This window comes from Microbacterium sp. M1A1_1b (assembly GCF_053345565.1).
This window is the reverse complement of record NZ_JBKFAJ010000003.1, coordinates 165126-180840: the sequence shown is the minus strand read 5'-3', so window position 1 is coordinate 180840 and position 15715 is coordinate 165126. Positions and strand designations below refer to the sequence as shown.

Below are 15715 nucleotides of genomic sequence, written 5' to 3'. Positions count from 1 at the left end.
TCCCGTCCGTCTGGGGTCGGCTGGCCGTCTGGGGTCGGCTGGCCGTCTGGGGTCGGCTGGCTCTCTGGGGCCGGCTGGCTCTTTGGGGTCGGCTAGGCCGACGGCGCCAGGGAGCCGGTCATCGTGCCGCCGCCGGAGCGGGTGACGAAGCACGACCAGAAGCGGTCGCCGCGGTTCCACGAGGCGTCGTCGGGCGGGTAGACGCTCTGCACCTGGACGTCGCCGTAGGCGGATGCCGCTGACACGTCGAGTGCGCCGTCGGACTGGCACTGGTCGGTCGCTATGCGTTTCGCCTCGTCTGCACCCGGGAACGCGTCCGCCTCCATCGCACCGCGCCGGGTGAGCTGCGCGGCGTGTGCGGAGCCGCAGTCGACGACCGTGAAGTCCTCGGCCCAGGCGTTCGTGAACGGGGTCAGGCACTCGCCGCCCGCCAGCTCGTACCAGGGGTGCTGGCCGGGTGCCGCGGCCGTGGTGGCGAACGCGATCGTCGGGGCCGAGGCCGGGGGCGCCGCGGCCTGGGGCGCCGGGGTCCTGCTGGTCTGCACCGAGGCCGATGCTGCCGCCGGGGACTTGGTCGGCGTCAGCTTCTCGTCGATGTTGTTGCTCTTGATCCACCACGTGAGTGCGAAGACCGCCACGAGCATCACCAGGATGATCACGATCGCACCGCCGAACAGCAGCTGCTTGCCGCGCGTGCCCTCGCCGCGCAGCCGGGCGAAGCCGCGGTTGATGAAGTTGCCCGTGTCGGCCGGGGGCGGCACCGGAGCGCCGGACCCCGATGCGCTGGGGGACGATGTGCGGGGGGACGACGCGCGGGCCGGCGTCGGTGCGACGGCGGCGGGCATCATGCGCGTGCCGGTGTCGTGCGGGTCGTAGCCGGTGGCGCCGAGCTGGTCGACCGCCTCGGTGCCGAACAGGTCCTTGATGGCGCTCGTGTCGCTGGTCTCGCGGCCGTCCCACTCGGACTGGTCGAGGTCGTCGGCGCCGGGCGCTGCCGGTGGCAGGCCGAACGGGCTGCGGGTCGGTTGGACCAGCGGCGGAGCCTGCCGCTGGTCGGCAGGTGTCGGGGCCGGGCGCGGGGCCGGCTGCTCGGCGGGCGGCGGGGTCGGCTGCTCCGCAGGCGGCGGGGTCGGCGCCGGGCGCTGGAGTGCCGGCATCGCCTGGGTCGGGACGTCCGTGCCGGGCACGTCCGTCGACGAAGGGTCCGTCGTCGGGCGGTCGGTCGACGAGGGGTCGGTCGTCGGGGCGTCCGCCGGCAGGTCGTTCATGGGGAAGGGGGCGGGTTCGTCGGCCGCGGTGGGCTCGTCGGCGGCCCACCACGGGGTCTCGCCGGTGCGGACGGCTTCGTCGACCAGGGACCAGCTGCCGCTGTCGCTCGGGGCGTCGCGGCGCACCGGGTCGGTCGGCGGCGTGGGGTCCGGTGCCGGGGCCGGCGCAGGCATCGACGTCGGCAGGGGGACGGACGCGGCCGCGACGGGGGGAAGGGGGATCTCGCCCGACACCACGTCATCGTCGTCGTCGTGGTCGGCCGCCAGCGACCATGAACCGACGTCGAGCGTCGTCGTGTCGTACGAGGGTGACGTCAGCGCGACCGGCACCTCGCCCGTGGCGTCGTCGTGCACGGCCCAGTTGAAGGGCTTGTCCGCCTGGTCGCCCCCGGGGATGCGCAGCAGGTCGGTGAAGCTCGGCGGCTCGTCGCTCGTCGGCAGTGCGTTCGGCACCCCCAGCGGTTGCGCGACGGGGCCGGTCGGGGTCGGGAGGTCGCCGAGCCCGGGCGCGGGCGCACCGGTCGCGCGGCCGAGCCAGTCGACGTCGTCACGGCCCTCACCTCGGGGGTCGTTCCGGCGGCGCTCGGCCTCGATCGCGAGCACCTCGGCAGCGCGCTGCTCACGGTGCGTCATCGCCGACGGCAGCTGGATGGCGCTCGGGTGCGGCGCGGTGCTGTTCGGGGGCACGTCGGACGCGGCGGGGATCCGGCTGCTCAGCAGGGAGCGGTCGGGGTCGGACGCGGGCTGCGCCGGCTGCGAGGGCCGAGCGAGTTCCTCGGGCATCGAGATCGCCTGGGTGGCGTCGTCGGCGAGCGGCTCCGGCGCGGCGGGCTGCTCCGGTGCTGCCGGTGGCTCCGGCGCGGCGGGCTGCTCGGGTGCTGTGGGCGGCTCGGGTGCCGCCAGCGGCTCCGGCGCGGCGGGCTGCTCGGGTGCCGCGGAGGGCTCGAACGGCTCGGGGAGCGGCTGGCCGGTCTCCGCGGCCGCGCGCTCCGCCTCGCGGCGCTCGCGACGCGAGGGCCACTCGTCGGCCGTCCGCGGGGCACCGAAGATGTCCGCGGCGCTGCGGAGACCCGGGAACCGAGCGTCCGGGGCGGACGCGGGCGGAGCCTCCTGGTCGTCCGCCCCTGCTGCGGGGCGAGCGACGTCGTCGGGCTCGCGCGCGTCGTCCGGACGCTCCTCGGTCACGCGGACAGCCCCAGATCAGCCAACCCGATGGCCGCGAAGTACGGGTACCCGGCGGCCTCGATCTTCTCCTTGGCGCCGGTGTCGCGGTCGACCACGACGGCGACGGCTGCGACGATCGCGCCCTCGCGCTCGAGCGCTTCTGCGGCCTTGAGCGGGGAACCGCCCGTGGTCGACGTGTCCTCGAGGACGACGACGCGCTTGCCGCGCAGGTCCGGGCCCTCGACCTGCTTGCCGCGGCCGTGGTCCTTGGGTTCCTTGCGGACGACGAACGCGTCGTACGCCTTGCCCTGGGCGGCGGACTGGTGCAGGACGGCGCTGGCGATCGGGTCGGCACCCATCGTCAGGCCTCCGACGGCCACGACGTCGGGGACCTGGTCGACGAGCTCCGTCATGACCTGTCCGATCAGCGGTGCCACGCGGTGGTCGAGGCTCACCTTGCGGAGGTCGATGTAGTACGTCGCCTTCTTGCCGCTGGTGAGCGTGAAGTCACCGTGGAACACGGCCTCGGCCGTGATGTGGTCGATCAACTGCTGGCGCGCGTCCGTCACAGCGCACAAGGGTAGCCGTTCCGGCCAGGACGCGCTCATCGGCCAGGTCGGAGGGGCCGTGGGTACGCTCCCTGCATGCGTTCCGCCCGTCTCCGTGCCCTCGGGCACGAAGCCGTCGGCGCGGTCGTGGCACTGGCGCTGACGGTCGTCGCCCTGCGGCACGTGATCGCCTCGGCGCGGGTGTCGTTGCTCTGGTACGACGGCGACTCGGTCCTGCTCCCACTGGTCGTGCGGTCGATGCAGGCGGGCGACCCGTTCGAGTGGGCCATGTCCCCGGCGCTGTTCTTCTTCCCCGAGCTGCCGGTGTACCTGCTCTGCTCGCTCGTGACCGCGACGCCCCAGCAGGCCCTGGCACTCAACGGGGTGCTGGTGCTGCTCGGCGTGTACGCGCTGCTGCGGGCCGCGGCGAACGAGCTCATGCCCGCCGCCGGACGACCGGCGCGGATCGCGGTGTCGGGCATCGCGTTCGCGTTCCTGACGCTGCTGGTGCTCACAGAGTCGAGCGCGTCGGCGACGTCGCTCGAGCTCGCGTCCCTGCTCCTCACCACGACCTACTACTACGGCGTCGTGCTGGCGCTGCTGGCGACCGCCGTGCTCGTGCTCCGTGCGGTGCGCACGGGCCGCGCATCGGTCCCCGTGCTCGTCGTCCTCGGCCTGGTCGCCGCGGCCACGACCGCGTCGAACCCGCTCTACGTGCCGTGGTCCGGCGCCCCGGTGGTCGTCACGCTCCTCGTCCTCGCCCTGGCGCAGCGGGTGCCGTGGCGACCGGCACTGCTGGTGTCCGGCACGGTGGTCGCCGGTGCGGTCGTCGGGTACCTGGTGCGGATCCCGCTCCGGCCGTTCGTCTCGCTCGACCCGTCGACCTACGTGCACCCGGACCAAGCGGTCTCGACCCTCGGCTTCTTCGCGTCGCTCACCGACGTCCGCTCCGGCACGCTCATCGGTGACGTCGGGCTCGCGCTCATGCTGATCGGGGTGCTGCTCGCCGTCGGCGGGACGGTGTGGGCGTGGCGTGTGCGGGCATCGCGGACGGTGCTCGTCGCCTCGGCGCTGCCCGTCGTCACCGTCGTGGCGGTGTCCCTCGGGGTCGTCGCCGCCGGGTCGGAGACGCCGCGGTACCTGGAACCGGTCGTGGTCGCGCCCCTGCTGGCCCTGATCGCCGTGTGCGAGCTGGTCCGGGTCGCCGTGCGGCAGACCCGCGTGTACCGACCCTCGCGCGGCATCCGGGTCGGGCTGGCGATCGGTGCGGCCGTCGTGCTGGCCGCGGGCATCGCCGTCACGCCGAGCACCCTGCGCACCGTGCGGACCGCGTCGTACGCCCCCGCGGCGTGCCTGGACCGGTGGGCGGACGGCAAGCCGGTCGTGGGCGTCGGCCAGTTCTGGACCGTCCGGCCGCTCGCAACCTACGCATCACAGAACGTCCGCATGCTGCAGGTCCGCGACTCGTTCCAGGTGTACCCGTGGCTGGTCGACCTGGGCTCCTACCGGAACGCCGACCCGACGTTCGTCCTGGTCGGCTCCGGGGACGTGTGGCCGACCTCGGTCGAGGACCAGCTCGGCGCCCCCGTGTCGGTCACCCACTGCACCGGGTTCGACATCTGGGACTACGCCGGCACGGCCGGTTCGGCGACCCTGCGCGACCGCGTCGTGGACAGCGCCGCCCAGGTCCGGCGCGACCGGGGGTTCTGAGCGAGTTCTCCACAGGTGGTGCGTCGGCGTCGCGGTGACCCTGTGTGGATGTATAGGCTCGCTCCCGATGTCTCGTCCTGCCGCGCCCCACCAGCCCCAGCGTGTCCGCGCGCCCCGGCGCATCCGCGTGTCCGCGCGCCGTGCGGTCCGTTTCGCCGTCGCCGGGTTCTCGCTCGTCGGACTCGCCGGCGCGCTCGTGCTCGACGCCCCGCCTGCCCAGGCGGCCACCTACCCCTCGTGGGACGACGTCCTGGCCGCCCGCGGGCAGGAATCGCAGAAGAACGAGCAGATCTCCGGCATCGAGACCCTGATCGGCGACCTGTCGAGCAAGGCCGACGCCGCGGTCGCCGAAGCCGAGACCCGCGGCAACGAGTACGCCGAGGCCCAGCGCAAGTCGCAGCGCGCTGCCGAGAAGGAACAGCGGCTCCGCACCGAAGCCGAAGCGCACGCTGAAACGGCTGCCCAGAGCGCTGCCCAGGCCGGGCAGTTCGCGGCGCAGATGTCCCGCTCGGGTGGTGCCGACGTCACCTCGAGCGTGCTCACCGGCGGTGACGACTCCCGTGACCTGCTGTACGACCTCGGTGCGCTGAGCAAGCTGTCCGAACAGGCGGAACGCGTCGAAGCCGTCGCCAGCGCCGATGCCGCCGTCGCCCGTGCCCTGTCCGGCCAGGCCGACCGTGCCGCCACCGAGCTCGCCGAACTCGCTGCCGACGCCGAAGAACGCATGGCCGAGGCGCAGGCGGCGTCCGACCGCGCCCAGGCTGCGTACGACGAACAGCAGGACAACAAGGCGCGGCTCGAGGCACAGCTCGCGACGCTCAAGTCCGGTCGTGTCCGGACCGAGGCCGAGTTCGCCAAGGGTGAAGCGGAGCGCAAGGCAGCCGAAGAACGCGCCCGCGCGGCAGCAGCTGCGGCGGCCGCGCGTGCGGCAGCAGCGAGCTCCGGCGGCGGCGGCGGCGGCGGGAGCAGCAGCTCGGGCGGCGGCGGCGCAGTCGGGTCCGGTTCCGGGTCCGGGTGGGTCCGTCCCGCCGGCGGGTACATCACCAGCGGCTACGGCTCACGCGTGCACCCGATCACCGGCGCGGTCACCTTCCACGACGGCATCGACCTGGGCAGCGGCTGCTCCACGGCCATCGTCGCGGCGGCCGCAGGCACGGTGGAGTACGTCGGCTGGTACGGCGGGTACGGCAACTACGTGCGGATCGACCACGGCGGTGGGGTCAAGAGCGCGTACGGCCACATCGTCAGCGGTGGCTTCCGGGTCGCCACGGGCCAGCGGGTCGCTGCGGGCACCCTGGTCGCGCTCGTCGGGTCGACCGGCAACTCGACCGGATGCCACCTGCACTACGAGACCCACGTGGGCGGCGGCACCACCAACCCGGTGTCGTTCATGGCTGCGCGCGGGGTCGGTTTCTAGCCGGTCGGTGCGTCCGGGCCGTCGGTCCGGCTCCGCTCGTCGGTCTCGTCGGTCTCATCGACGCTGCAGTCCCACAGCGCCCGGTACCAGGCCGTCCGCTCCGGGTCCAGCGGGACGCCGTACGCCTGGTGGAACTCCTCGTCCCACCCCGGCCCGTAGTTCCAGCCGAGCGCCATCGTCGCCACGGCGATGTCCGCCCAGCGGTCCGCGACCCCGAGCGACCCCAGGTCGACGTGCCCGATCCAGCGGCCGTCGTCACCGAGCAGGGTGTTCGGCGAACAGGCGTCCCCGTGGCACACGACCAGCAGGTCGGGCTCGGGCGCGGGTCCGATGCGCTCGACGTCGACCCCGGCGGCACGGGCCCGGTCGAGCCGCATCGACGCCGACCAGTCGAACGGGCACTCCGCCACCGGCAGCCGGTCGTGCATCGCGCGGAGCCCCTCGGCGATCGCCACGACCGCTGTGAGGGGGTCGTCGCGCCACCGCGGGTCGACCGCACTCCACCCGGGCACGGCGCGGGTGCGCAGCCACGCCCCGTCGTCGTCCGTGCCGAGGTCCAGCACCTCGGGCACACGCAGCCAGTGCCCCGCCCAGCGGAGTCGTTCGGCCTCGGCGGTGACCCAGACCGTGTAGGGACGCGGGACCCACTTCAGGTACTCGTCGGCGGTGTCGGCGCCGCCGTCGCCCCCGACGCGGAAGGTCTTCCCGCCGATCTCGTTCACCCACACCGGCACCAGCGGACGCCCGGCGGCGAGACGGGCGATCGGACCGGGGACCTCGATGGCCTCGTCTGCGGCGGGGATCCCGTTCTTCGACGTCACACGACCAGCCAACACCAGACGCCCGGCCCGCACCCGGCACGCGCCGCGCGCCCCGCGGCGCTGCGGCCCGCAGGTCACGCCCGGTAGGTTCGACCCCATGCGCGTCGCGACCTGGAACGTGAACTCCGTCCGCACCCGAGTCGGCAGGATCGTCGACTGGCTCATCCGGCAGGACGTCGACGTCCTCGGCATGCAGGAGATCAAGTGCAAGCCCGAGCAGTTCCCCGTCGAGGCTTTCGAGGCCGCTGGTTACCACGTCGAGGCGCACGGACTCAACCAGTGGAACGGCGTCGCCTTCGCCAGCCGGCTGCCGATGGACGACGTCACGCGTGACTTCCCCGGCCAGCCCGGGTTCCTCAAGGGCCACGAGGGCCCGGACCTGCCGGTCGAGGCCCGCGCGATCGGGGTCACCGTCGACGGCGTCCGACTGTGGAGCCTGTACGTGCCGAACGGCCGCGAGCTCGGCGACCCGCACTACACGTACAAGCTCGACTGGCTCGCGCAGCTGGCTGACCGCACCACCGAGTGGCTCGAGGCCGACCCGTCGCTGAAGCTCGCGCTGATGGGCGACTGGAACGTGGCACCACTCGACCAGGACGTCTGGGACGTGCGGGTCTTCGAGGGCGCCACCCACGTCAGTGAGCCGGAGCGCGCGGCCTTCCGCACGTTCGAGGAGCGCGGCCTGCAGGACGTCGTCCGGCCTCTCGTCCCCTCCGGCTACACCTACTGGGACTACAAGTCGCTGCGCTTCCCCCGCAACGAGGGCATGCGCATCGACTTCGTGATGGGCTCGCAGGGCTTCGCGGACGTGGTGACGGGCGCGTCCATCCACCGCGACGAGCGCAAGGGCGATGCCCCGAGCGACCACGTCCCCGTCGTCGTCGACCTCGACCTCGAGACCTCGCTCGACGACGACCGCCCGATGATCTTCTGACCCCGGCGGGGCATCCCGCCCCGTGCGCCCCAGGCGCCGACCGGTCACAACACCCCGCTCACCTCCCCCGACCGGTCGCCCCGTCGACCCGACCCCCTCCCTGGCCGGTCACAACACCCCGCTCACCTCCCCCGACCGGTCACAGAACGTCGCCTGCGGCGCCGCCACCCGACGACCTCCGACCACTCGACGCCCCGCACCCGGGGTGTCGTGACCACTCGGGGCGCCACCGGACCCGCGGCCAGCCGCAGACCCACCAGACGGGAGGCGCGTGACGAGCAGCACCCGAGCCTCCAGTCCGGCCGTGGCCGGCCCATACCCCCCCCGCCCACCGGTCACAACACCCCGCTCACCTCCGCCGACCGGTCACAGAACGTCGCCTGCGGCGCCGCCACCCGACGACCTCCGACCACTCGACGCCCCGCACCCGGGGTGTCGTGACCACTCGGGGCGCCACCGGACCCGCGGCCAACGCCACCGGACCTGCGCCGAGCACCACGCCCCCGCCAAGCGCCGCGCGCCCTACGGGTGCAACAGCGCCGCGATCGCGACCAGCACCGGCACGGCCCCGAGCGTCGAGATGAGCACCACGTCGCGCGCCACCGGCACCGCGGCACCGTAGCGCTGCGCGTAGTTGAACACGTTCTGCGCCGCCGGCAACGCGCCGAGCGTCGTGAGCACGAACACCTGCTGGTCGCCGAGCCCGAACACGAACCGGGCGAGCACGAACGCCACGGCCGGCATCACCACGAGCTTGATCGACGACGCGACGATGACGTCCGTGCGGATCGACGGGTCCCGCAGCGGCGCGGCACCGTGCAGGCTCATGCCGAACGACAGCAGCACGATCGGCACCGCGGCAGCCCCGACCAGGGCGAAGGGCTGCAGCACCGGGTCGGGCAGCGTGATCCGGAACGCCGAGCACAGCAACCCGAGCAACGACGCGATGATGAGCGGGTTGGTCACCGGCCCGAGCACCCGGCGCTTCCACCCACCGCCAGAGGCGGTGGCGGCGTCCAGGATCGTCAGCGCGATCGGCGCCATCACGACCAGCTGCAGCAGGATCACCGGCACCACCGCGGTGGCCTGGCCGAGCACGTACACGGCGACGGGCAGCCCGATGTTGTTCGCGTTGACGTAGCTCGCCGCGAGCGCCCCCACGGTCGTGACGGTCACCGAGCGCCGCAGCACCAGGCGGAACACGGCAGCGGTGCCCAGCGCGACCACGGCCGCGCTCAGCAGCGACACCCAGAGCATCGGCGACACCAGCGACGCGATATCCGCGGTGGCGATGGTGTGGAACAGCAGGCACGGCATCAGCACGAAGAACGCCAGCCGGCTCATCACGAACTGGGCGTGCGGGCCGAGCAGTCCGGCGCGACCGACGCCGTACCCGGCCGCGATGATCGCGCCGATGATCGCGAAGCCGATCAGAACGCCACCCATCCCCTCCATCCTGGCAGGCACGTTCGGTACTGGCGCGACATGTGACGTCGTTCAGCTCGGAAATACGTGCGCGGTCGGCATCGTTCCAGGCAGCATGACCTCCGTGACGACCCTCACCCGTTCGACCGATGCGAGCCAGCCGCTCGTCCCCCTGCTCGACGAGCGCTGGAGCCCGCGCTCGTTCGACGAGTCGGCGACGATGTCCGATGCGCAGCTCGACGCCGTGCTCGAGGCCGCCCGCTGGGCACCGTCCGCCATGAACCTGCAGCCGCGCCGTTTCATCGCCGGCCGTCGTGGCACCGACACGTTCCGGAAGGTCAACGACAACCTGCTCGGCTTCAACGCCGCGTGGGCGTTCCGCGCCAGCGCGCTCGTGGTCGGTGTCCTCGAGACGGTGAGCGAGGACGGCGACGAGCGTCCGTTCGCCCAGTACGACCTGGGGCAGTCGCTGGCGGCGCTGACGGTCCAGGCACACGCCGAGGACCTGCACGTGCACCAGATGGCCGGCATCGACGCCGAGGGCCTGCGGGCCGCGTTCGACCTGCCCGAGCGGTTCCTGCCGTACACGGTCACGGCGATCGGCACCGTCGCGCACCCGGACCAGCTCGACGACAAGGCCGCCGAGCGTGAGGTCGCCCCGCGCACCCGCATCCCCCTCGACCAGGTCGTGCTCGTCAAGGAGTAGCCACACCAGCAGCCGCACCGGCCGCCGCCGCCGCCGCAGGAGCCACAGCAGCCGCCGCACCGTGCGGTCGGTTTCCCGCACACCTCGCGGAACCGACCGCCGCTGGCCCCTGCCCGTCGAGGGCACCATGGCAGAATCGGCGGCATGACCGCACCACGCCTCGTCGCCTTCGATCTGGACGACACCCTCGCCCCGTCGAAGTCCTCGCTCGACCCCCGCATGCTCGAGACCTTCGCCGCGCTGCTCGAGACGGTCCCCGTCGCGGTGATCTCCGGCGGCAACTTCCAGCAGTTCGAGCAGCAGCTGGTCACACCGCTCAGCCAGCGCGCCGGCCTGACCCTCGACGACCTGCACCTGCTGCCCACCTGCGGCACGCGCTACTACCGCTGGGCCGGCGACGACTGGGCGCTGCAGTACGCCGAGGACCTCACCGACGACGAGAAGGCCCGCGCCCTCGCCGCCGTCGAGGCCGTCGCGAAGGACGCCGGCTACTGGGAGTCCGAGACCTGGGGCGACATCCTCGAGGACCGCGGTTCGCAGATCACGTTCTCGGCGCTCGGGCAGCGCGCCCCCGTCGACGTCAAGAAGGCGTGGGACCCGACCGGCGCCAAGAAGGACGACCTGCGCCGCCGGGTTCAGGCCGAGCTGCCCGACCTCGAGGTCCGTTCCGGCGGATCGACCAGCGTCGACATCACCCGCAAGGGCATCGACAAGGCGTACGGCATGCAGCGGCTGGCCGAGATCACCGGCATCGCGCTCGACGACATGCTGTTCGTGGGCGACCGCCTGGACCCCGAGGGCAACGACTACCCGGTGAAGGCGCTCGGCGTCCCCTGCCACGCGGTCGAGGGCTGGGAGGACACGAACGCGTTCCTGACGACGCTGATCCCGATCCTGCGGGTCGCCTCGGTCTGACCGCCGGTCCGACACAGGCCCGCCCGGCACCGTCCTGGAGGCCCGGCTCGGCCCCGTCAGCCCAGGCTGCGGACCGCCTCGACGAACGCCCGGATCTTCGCCGCGTCCTTGACGCCGCGCTCGGACTCGACCCCGCTCGACACGTCGACGCCGTCCGGGTCGAGGGACTGCACGGCCGCGACGACGTTCGCCGGCGTCAACCCACCCGCCAGGATCCAGGCTTCGTCGACGGCGCCCTGCATGGTCGCGGGGTCGATCAGCTGCCCGCTGCCGGGTTCGGCGGCGTCGAGCAGCAGCAGGTCGTGGTCGTACGCGGCGCGTTCGTCGGGCGTCTCGCGCAGGTAGTCCGCGGCGGCGACGGCCCGGATCGTGAAGAAGCCGGCATCGCGCGCGCGGGCGAAGTCGGTCGCGGACTCGCCGCCGTGCAGCTGCAGCGTGGTGAGTCCGACCGCCGAGGCGATCCCGACCACTTCGTCGATGGGCTGGTCGCGGAACACGCCCACGGCATCGACGCCGTCGGGCACCCGCTCGACGAGCTGCTTCGCCAGGTCGGCGGTCACGGTGCGGGGGCTGCCCGCGGCGAAGACGAACCCGACCGCGTCGGCGCCCGCGTCGACGGCGACGTCCACGGTGTCGGGCGTCGACAGGCCGCAGATCTTGATCCAGCGCTGGTCGGTCATGCGGTCCATCCTGCACGAAACCGCCGACGCGCGGGGGCCGGCCGGTCGATCAGTGGAGGGTGCCCGCGATGTAGCTCAGCACGCATGCCAGCAGCACCCCACCGGCCGCGACGGACCCCGTCACCATGTTCCGTCGACGCCACCGGTTGACGGCCTCGAACGTGCCGCGACGGGCGTGCCGGTGCGCCGCCCGGTGCATGCGGTGGTCGCGCTTGTGCTTGGTCCGGGTGGGGCCGAGCGGCACCGGTCCGGTGATCTGGGTGGACCCGCCGCGCAGGGCGTTCGCGACCGCGACGGCCGTCGGGCGGCGTGCCGGGTCACGGTCGGTCATGCGGAGCAGCAGGTCGCTCCAGTCGGGTCCGACCGACTCGGGGATCTCGGGACTGCGGCGCAGCCGTGCGAGTGCCGCTTCGACCAGCGTGCCGGAGTACTCCTGCTTGCCGGTCAGTACCTCGAGCAGCACCAGCCCGAGCGAGTACACGTCGGTGGCGTAGCTGATCGGTTCGCCGGCGACCTGCTCGGGGCTGAGGTACGCGGCGGTGCCGATGATCGTGCCGTCGTTCGTCAGCCGCGACCCGTCGACGAAGTGCGCGACGCCGAAGTCGGTGAGCTTGACGGTGCGGGCGAACCCGGACGAGCCCTCGTCGCTGATCAGGATGTTGGCGGGTTTGACGTCGCGGTGCACGATCCCACGGGAGTGCACGTACGCCAGGGCGTCGGCGAGTTGGGCACCCAGGTCTGCCGCCTCGTAGTTGTGCAGCGGCCCGTCGGCCAGTCGGCGCAGCAGGGTGGCGTCGGCGATGAGCTCCATCACGATGAACCGGTGCGGCCCGTCGGGGAACTCGTGGGTGCCGGCGTCGTAGAGCGGGATGAGCCCCGGGTGCGAGAGCATGCTGAGCAGCCGGATCTCGCGTTCCTGCCGGACCCGGTCGGCCGTGGTCATCATGTGCGGCGTCGCGAAGAGCTTCACCGCGACCAGCCGGTAGGTGTGCTCGTCGCGGGCTTCGTAGACGGATCCCATGCCGCCCGTGCCGATGAGCCGGGACAGCCGGTAGCGCGCCGCGAGCACCGTCTCGGTGCGGGTGTCGTCCACGAGGGTCATCAGGGTCGTCGATCCGTCAGGAGCCAGGACGGCGAACGGCGCTCGCGTGGTGACTCATGCTCAACGGTACGCGTCCCACCAAGCGAAGTCGCGCCGCGTTACGACATCGTGACCGGGGGTACATCCCTGAGTTCATGCGGATGTATGGGGGTCTAGCGTGTGCGCCACACACACGACGGAAGGACGGGTCCATGGCGCTGTCGAAGGGCGACGAGGTCCACTGGAACACCTCGCAGGGCACGACCACCGGAACGCTGGTGGAGCAGAAGACCAAGGACTTCACGTTCGACGGGCAGCACTTCAAGCCCACCGACGACGACCCCTACTGGATCGTGGAGTCCGAGAAGTCGGGCAAGCGGGCCGCGCACAAGGAGTCGGCACTCACCCCGGCCTGATCAGGTGCGGTCCGCCGCGCCTGTCCGCGAAACGCGCTCCGCCCGCGAGCGACGGACCCGCCGGACCACGAACACGGCGACCACCACGACGATCGCGGTGTACATCCCGTAGTCGATCCACTCGGTGTACTGCTCCACGCGCTCGTACTGCGTGCCGAGGGCGGCGCCGCCGAGCACGAGGACGCTGTTCCACAGTCCAGACCCCAGGATCGTGAAGAGCGAGAACGACACCAGGGGCATCCGGTCGGCACCGGCCGGCAGCGAGATCAGACTGCGGACGATCGGCACCAGACGGCCGAACAGCACCGCGCTGCGACCGTGCCGGTGGAACCACGCCGCGGCCTTGCGGAAGTCGTCCTCGTCGACCAGGGGCAGCTTGCCGAGCCACCGGACGGTCCGCTCGAAGCCGATCACCCGGCCGAGCCAGTAGAGCACCAGGGCGCCGACGTAGGACCCGAGCGTCGCCAGCACCAGCACGAGCACCAGGTTCATCCGCCCCGCACCGGCCAGGAAGCCCGCGAGCGGCAGGATCACCTCGGACGGGATCGGCGGGAACACCGTCTCGACGAACAGCAGGAGCGCGACGCCCCACTCGCCCAACCGGTCGATGAGCTGCAGGACCAGGCCCGACAGCCCGCCCATCTCCGAGGTCTCGGGCCCGCCGGAGGCAGCGACGGTGGACACGGTGGCGGCGGCGAGGGCAGTCGTCATGCGCCCATGTTCCCTGAGCGGCCTGACAGCTTGCGCAGAGCACGGCGACGGACGAGCATCATCGGATCGTGGACTTCGACGTGCTCATCCCCCGCCCGCAGCGTTCGACCGCCGGTGTCGGCGCGTTCGCGATCACCCCGTCGACCCGTGTCGCCGCCGACGCCGCCAGCGAGTCCGTCCGCCGGTTCCTGCAGCAGACCCTGCGCGCATCGACCGGCCTGCCGCTCCGCGATGCCGACGGCGACGGCGACGACCAGACCGACCAGACCGACTCGACCGACTCGACCGGCACGACCGGCACGACCGGCACGACCGGCGCGCCCGACACGATCCTCCTGCGCGTCGACACCACCGGCCTGCCCGAGGGCCCCGGCGGCACCGTCGACGAGTCCTTCCGCCTGGTCGTGACACCCGACCGGATCCAGGTCACCGGCGGTGCCGCGGCCGGGGTCTTCCACGGCGTCCAGGCCCTGCTCCAGCTGCTGCCCGCCGCCGTGTACCGGAAGGGCCGGGTCGGCACCGCGCCCTGGACCGTCCCAGCCGGCACGATCGAGGACGCCCCCGCCTTCGCCTGGCGCGGCGTGATGCTCGACGTCGCCCGGCACTTCCGCACCACGGCCGAGGTCCTGCGCGTCATCGACCAGCTCGCTGCCCACCGGCTCAACCGGCTGCACCTCCACCTGACCGACGACCAGGGCTGGCGCGTCGAGATCCGGAAGCACCCGCGCCTGACCGAGGTCGGCTCGTGGCGCCGCGAGTCCCAGGTCGGCGCGCACGTCCCCGGCGAGGACGGCGTGCTGCGGCCGGACGCATTCGACGGCCGACCCCATGGCGGGTACTACACGCAGGACGACCTGCGCGAGATCGTCGCCTACGCCGCCGACCGCTTCGTCACCGTCGTCCCCGAGATCGAGACGCCCGGGCACGTCCGGGCCGCCCTCGCGGCGTACCCCGAGCTCGGCGTCCACCCCGACGTCCCGGTCGAGGTCTGGACCGAGTGGGGCATCGCCGAGGACGTCCTCAACGCCGACGACAGCACGATCGACTTCTTCCGCGACGTCCTCGACGAGGTCATCGACCTGTTCCCGAGCCCGTACATCGGCCTGGGCGGCGACGAGTGCCCGAAGGTGCAGTGGGAGTCCGACCCGCGCACGCAGGAGCGCATCCGGTCCCTCGGGCTGGCCGACGAGGAGCAGCTGCAGGCCTGGATCATCGGGCAGCTCGCGGCGCACATCGAGTCGTCGGGCCGCCGCGCGTTCGGCTGGGACGAGATCCTCGAGGGTGGCACGCTCGCGCAGTCCGCGACGGTGGTGTCGTGGCGTGGGCTGCTCGGCGCGACGACCGCGGCACGGCGTGGGCACGACGTCATCTCGACGCCGGACGACCAGGTCTACCTGGACTACCGCCAGAGCGACCTGCCGAACGAGCCGATCCCGGTGGCGATCGTGCTGGGCGTCGACGAGGTCTTCGGCTTCGACCCGGTGCCCGCCGAGCTGACCGACACCGAGCGCGCCCACGTCATCGGCGGCCAGGGCAACATGTGGACCGAGCACGTCGACGACGTCCGGAAGCTCGACTACCAGCTCTTCCCCCGGGTCGCCGCACTCGCCGAGGCGCTGTGGTCCGCCGACGTCACGGGTCCCCGCGACCTGCCGGACTTCCGACGCCGGCTGACCGTGCACCTGGCCCGCCTCGACGCGATGGGCATCGAGTACCGGCACGAGACCGGACCGCTCCCGTGGCAGGAGCGTCCCGGTGTCCCCGGCCGCCCGTCGTCGCGCGAGGAACGCGCCGCCTACATCGACGCGGTGACGGCGAACATCGCCGACTGACCGCGCCGCCGTCTCGGACACCCCTCGCCCGCCCCTCGTCCGCCCGTCGCCCGCCGTCCCGGTCATCCCTCGTCCGCCCGTCGCCCG

14 protein-coding genes are annotated in these 15715 nt (G+C 72.8%); 7 read left to right on the top strand and 7 right to left on the bottom strand.

All coding sequences use genetic code 11. The annotated features are described in order from the left end of the window. Positions 1-92 precede the first annotated feature (92 nt). Positions 93-2453 (bottom strand): septum formation family protein, encoded by a 2361-nt coding sequence (locus ACLBWP_RS09435; RefSeq protein ID WP_447654963.1) that lies wholly within the window; start codon positions 2451-2453, stop codon positions 93-95. Next, positions 2450-3001: an orotate phosphoribosyltransferase gene (gene pyrE, locus ACLBWP_RS09430; protein ID WP_243562316.1), complete on the bottom strand. Its 552-nt coding sequence runs from the start codon at positions 2999-3001 to the stop codon at positions 2450-2452. The genes ACLBWP_RS09435 and pyrE overlap by 4 nt, the downstream gene beginning before the upstream one ends. 75 nt (positions 3002-3076) lie before the next feature. Here pyrE and ACLBWP_RS09425 point away from each other — a divergent pair, with 75 nt between their 5' ends. After that, positions 3077-4690, top strand: a complete 1614-nt coding sequence (locus ACLBWP_RS09425) for a hypothetical protein (protein WP_447654962.1) — start codon at positions 3077-3079, stop codon at positions 4688-4690. A 67-nt stretch (positions 4691-4757) separates the two neighbouring features. After that, the gene (locus ACLBWP_RS09420) at positions 4758-6107 is read left to right on the top strand and encodes a M23 family metallopeptidase (RefSeq protein ID WP_447654961.1); all 1350 of its coding nucleotides are present in this window, start codon (positions 4758-4760) and stop codon (positions 6105-6107) included. Here the strand turns inward: ACLBWP_RS09420 and ACLBWP_RS09415 are convergent. Next, positions 6104-6928, bottom strand: coding sequence for a phosphotransferase (locus tag ACLBWP_RS09415; protein WP_447654960.1), 825 nt, complete (start codon positions 6926-6928; stop codon positions 6104-6106). The two genes, ACLBWP_RS09420 and ACLBWP_RS09415, sit on opposite strands and share 4 nt — an antisense overlap. A gap of 97 nt (positions 6929-7025) precedes the next feature. Here ACLBWP_RS09415 and ACLBWP_RS09410 point away from each other — a divergent pair, with 97 nt between their 5' ends. After that, positions 7026-7862, top strand: coding sequence for an exodeoxyribonuclease III (locus ACLBWP_RS09410; RefSeq protein WP_447654959.1), 837 nt, complete (start codon positions 7026-7028; stop codon positions 7860-7862). 522 nt (positions 7863-8384) lie between these two features. Here ACLBWP_RS09410 and ACLBWP_RS09405 read toward each other — a convergent pair. Then, positions 8385-9308: an AEC family transporter gene (locus ACLBWP_RS09405; RefSeq protein ID WP_243562309.1), complete on the bottom strand. Its 924-nt coding sequence runs from the start codon at positions 9306-9308 to the stop codon at positions 8385-8387. Positions 9309-9402: 94 nt separating this feature from the next. Between ACLBWP_RS09405 and ACLBWP_RS09400 the strand changes: the two genes are divergently transcribed. Both ACLBWP_RS09400 and ACLBWP_RS09395 read left to right on the top strand, forming a co-directional pair. Then, entirely contained in the window at positions 9403-9993 is a 591-nt protein-coding gene (locus ACLBWP_RS09400) for a nitroreductase family protein (RefSeq protein ID WP_447654958.1), read from the top strand. 144 nt (positions 9994-10137) lie between these two features. Next, entirely contained in the window at positions 10138-10908 is a 771-nt protein-coding gene (locus ACLBWP_RS09395; protein WP_447654957.1) for an HAD-IIB family hydrolase, read from the top strand. A 56-nt stretch (positions 10909-10964) separates the two neighbouring features. Here the strand turns inward: ACLBWP_RS09395 and ACLBWP_RS09390 are convergent, their stop codons facing one another. Further along, positions 10965-11588 (bottom strand): phosphoribosylanthranilate isomerase, encoded by a 624-nt coding sequence (locus ACLBWP_RS09390; RefSeq protein ID WP_243562305.1) that lies wholly within the window; start codon positions 11586-11588, stop codon positions 10965-10967. Between the two features lie 49 nt (positions 11589-11637). Next, positions 11638-12690: a serine/threonine-protein kinase gene (locus tag ACLBWP_RS09385; RefSeq protein WP_243562304.1), complete on the bottom strand. Its 1053-nt coding sequence runs from the start codon at positions 12688-12690 to the stop codon at positions 11638-11640. A 191-nt stretch (positions 12691-12881) separates the two neighbouring features. Here ACLBWP_RS09385 and ACLBWP_RS09380 point away from each other — a divergent pair, with 191 nt between their 5' ends. After that, on the top strand, positions 12882-13085 hold the full coding sequence (locus ACLBWP_RS09380) for a hypervirulence associated TUDOR domain-containing protein (RefSeq protein WP_243562303.1): 204 nt from the start codon (positions 12882-12884) through the stop codon (positions 13083-13085). Here ACLBWP_RS09380 and ACLBWP_RS09375 read toward each other — a convergent pair whose 3' ends face one another. Continuing rightward, positions 13086-13796: a DedA family protein gene (locus ACLBWP_RS09375; protein WP_447654956.1), complete on the bottom strand. Its 711-nt coding sequence runs from the start codon at positions 13794-13796 to the stop codon at positions 13086-13088. 68 nt (positions 13797-13864) lie between these two features. On the opposite strand from ACLBWP_RS09375, the gene ACLBWP_RS09370 reads away from it, so the two are divergent. Beyond that, a complete protein-coding gene (locus ACLBWP_RS09370; protein ID WP_447654955.1) occupies positions 13865-15628 on the top strand; it encodes a beta-N-acetylhexosaminidase in 1764 nt (587 codons plus the stop codon). The last annotated feature ends 87 nt before the right edge of the window (positions 15629-15715 follow it).

What these genes read in the sequence shown, in the direction of transcription:
- ACLBWP_RS09425 (WP_447654962.1), top strand. Translation starts at nt 3,077, where the DNA reads ATGCGTTCCGCCCGTCTCCGTGCCCTCGGGCACGAAGCCGTCGGCGCG.
- ACLBWP_RS09420 (WP_447654961.1), top strand. Translation starts at nt 4,758, where the DNA reads ATGTCTCGTCCTGCCGCGCCCCACCAGCCCCAGCGTGTCCGCGCGCCC.
- ACLBWP_RS09410 (WP_447654959.1), top strand. Translation starts at nt 7,026, where the DNA reads ATGCGCGTCGCGACCTGGAACGTGAACTCCGTCCGCACCCGAGTCGGC.
- ACLBWP_RS09405 (WP_243562309.1), bottom strand. Translation starts at nt 9,308, where the DNA reads ATGGGTGGCGTTCTGATCGGCTTCGCGATCATCGGCGCGATCATCGCG.
- ACLBWP_RS09400 (WP_447654958.1), top strand. Translation starts at nt 9,403, where the DNA reads ATGACCTCCGTGACGACCCTCACCCGTTCGACCGATGCGAGCCAGCCG.
- ACLBWP_RS09395 (WP_447654957.1), top strand. Translation starts at nt 10,138, where the DNA reads ATGACCGCACCACGCCTCGTCGCCTTCGATCTGGACGACACCCTCGCC.
- ACLBWP_RS09390 (WP_243562305.1), bottom strand. Translation starts at nt 11,588, where the DNA reads ATGACCGACCAGCGCTGGATCAAGATCTGCGGCCTGTCGACGCCCGAC.
- ACLBWP_RS09385 (WP_243562304.1), bottom strand. Translation starts at nt 12,690, where the DNA reads ATGACCCTCGTGGACGACACCCGCACCGAGACGGTGCTCGCGGCGCGC.
- ACLBWP_RS09380 (WP_243562303.1), top strand. Translation starts at nt 12,882, where the DNA reads ATGGCGCTGTCGAAGGGCGACGAGGTCCACTGGAACACCTCGCAGGGC.
- ACLBWP_RS09375 (WP_447654956.1), bottom strand. Translation starts at nt 13,796, where the DNA reads ATGACGACTGCCCTCGCCGCCGCCACCGTGTCCACCGTCGCTGCCTCC.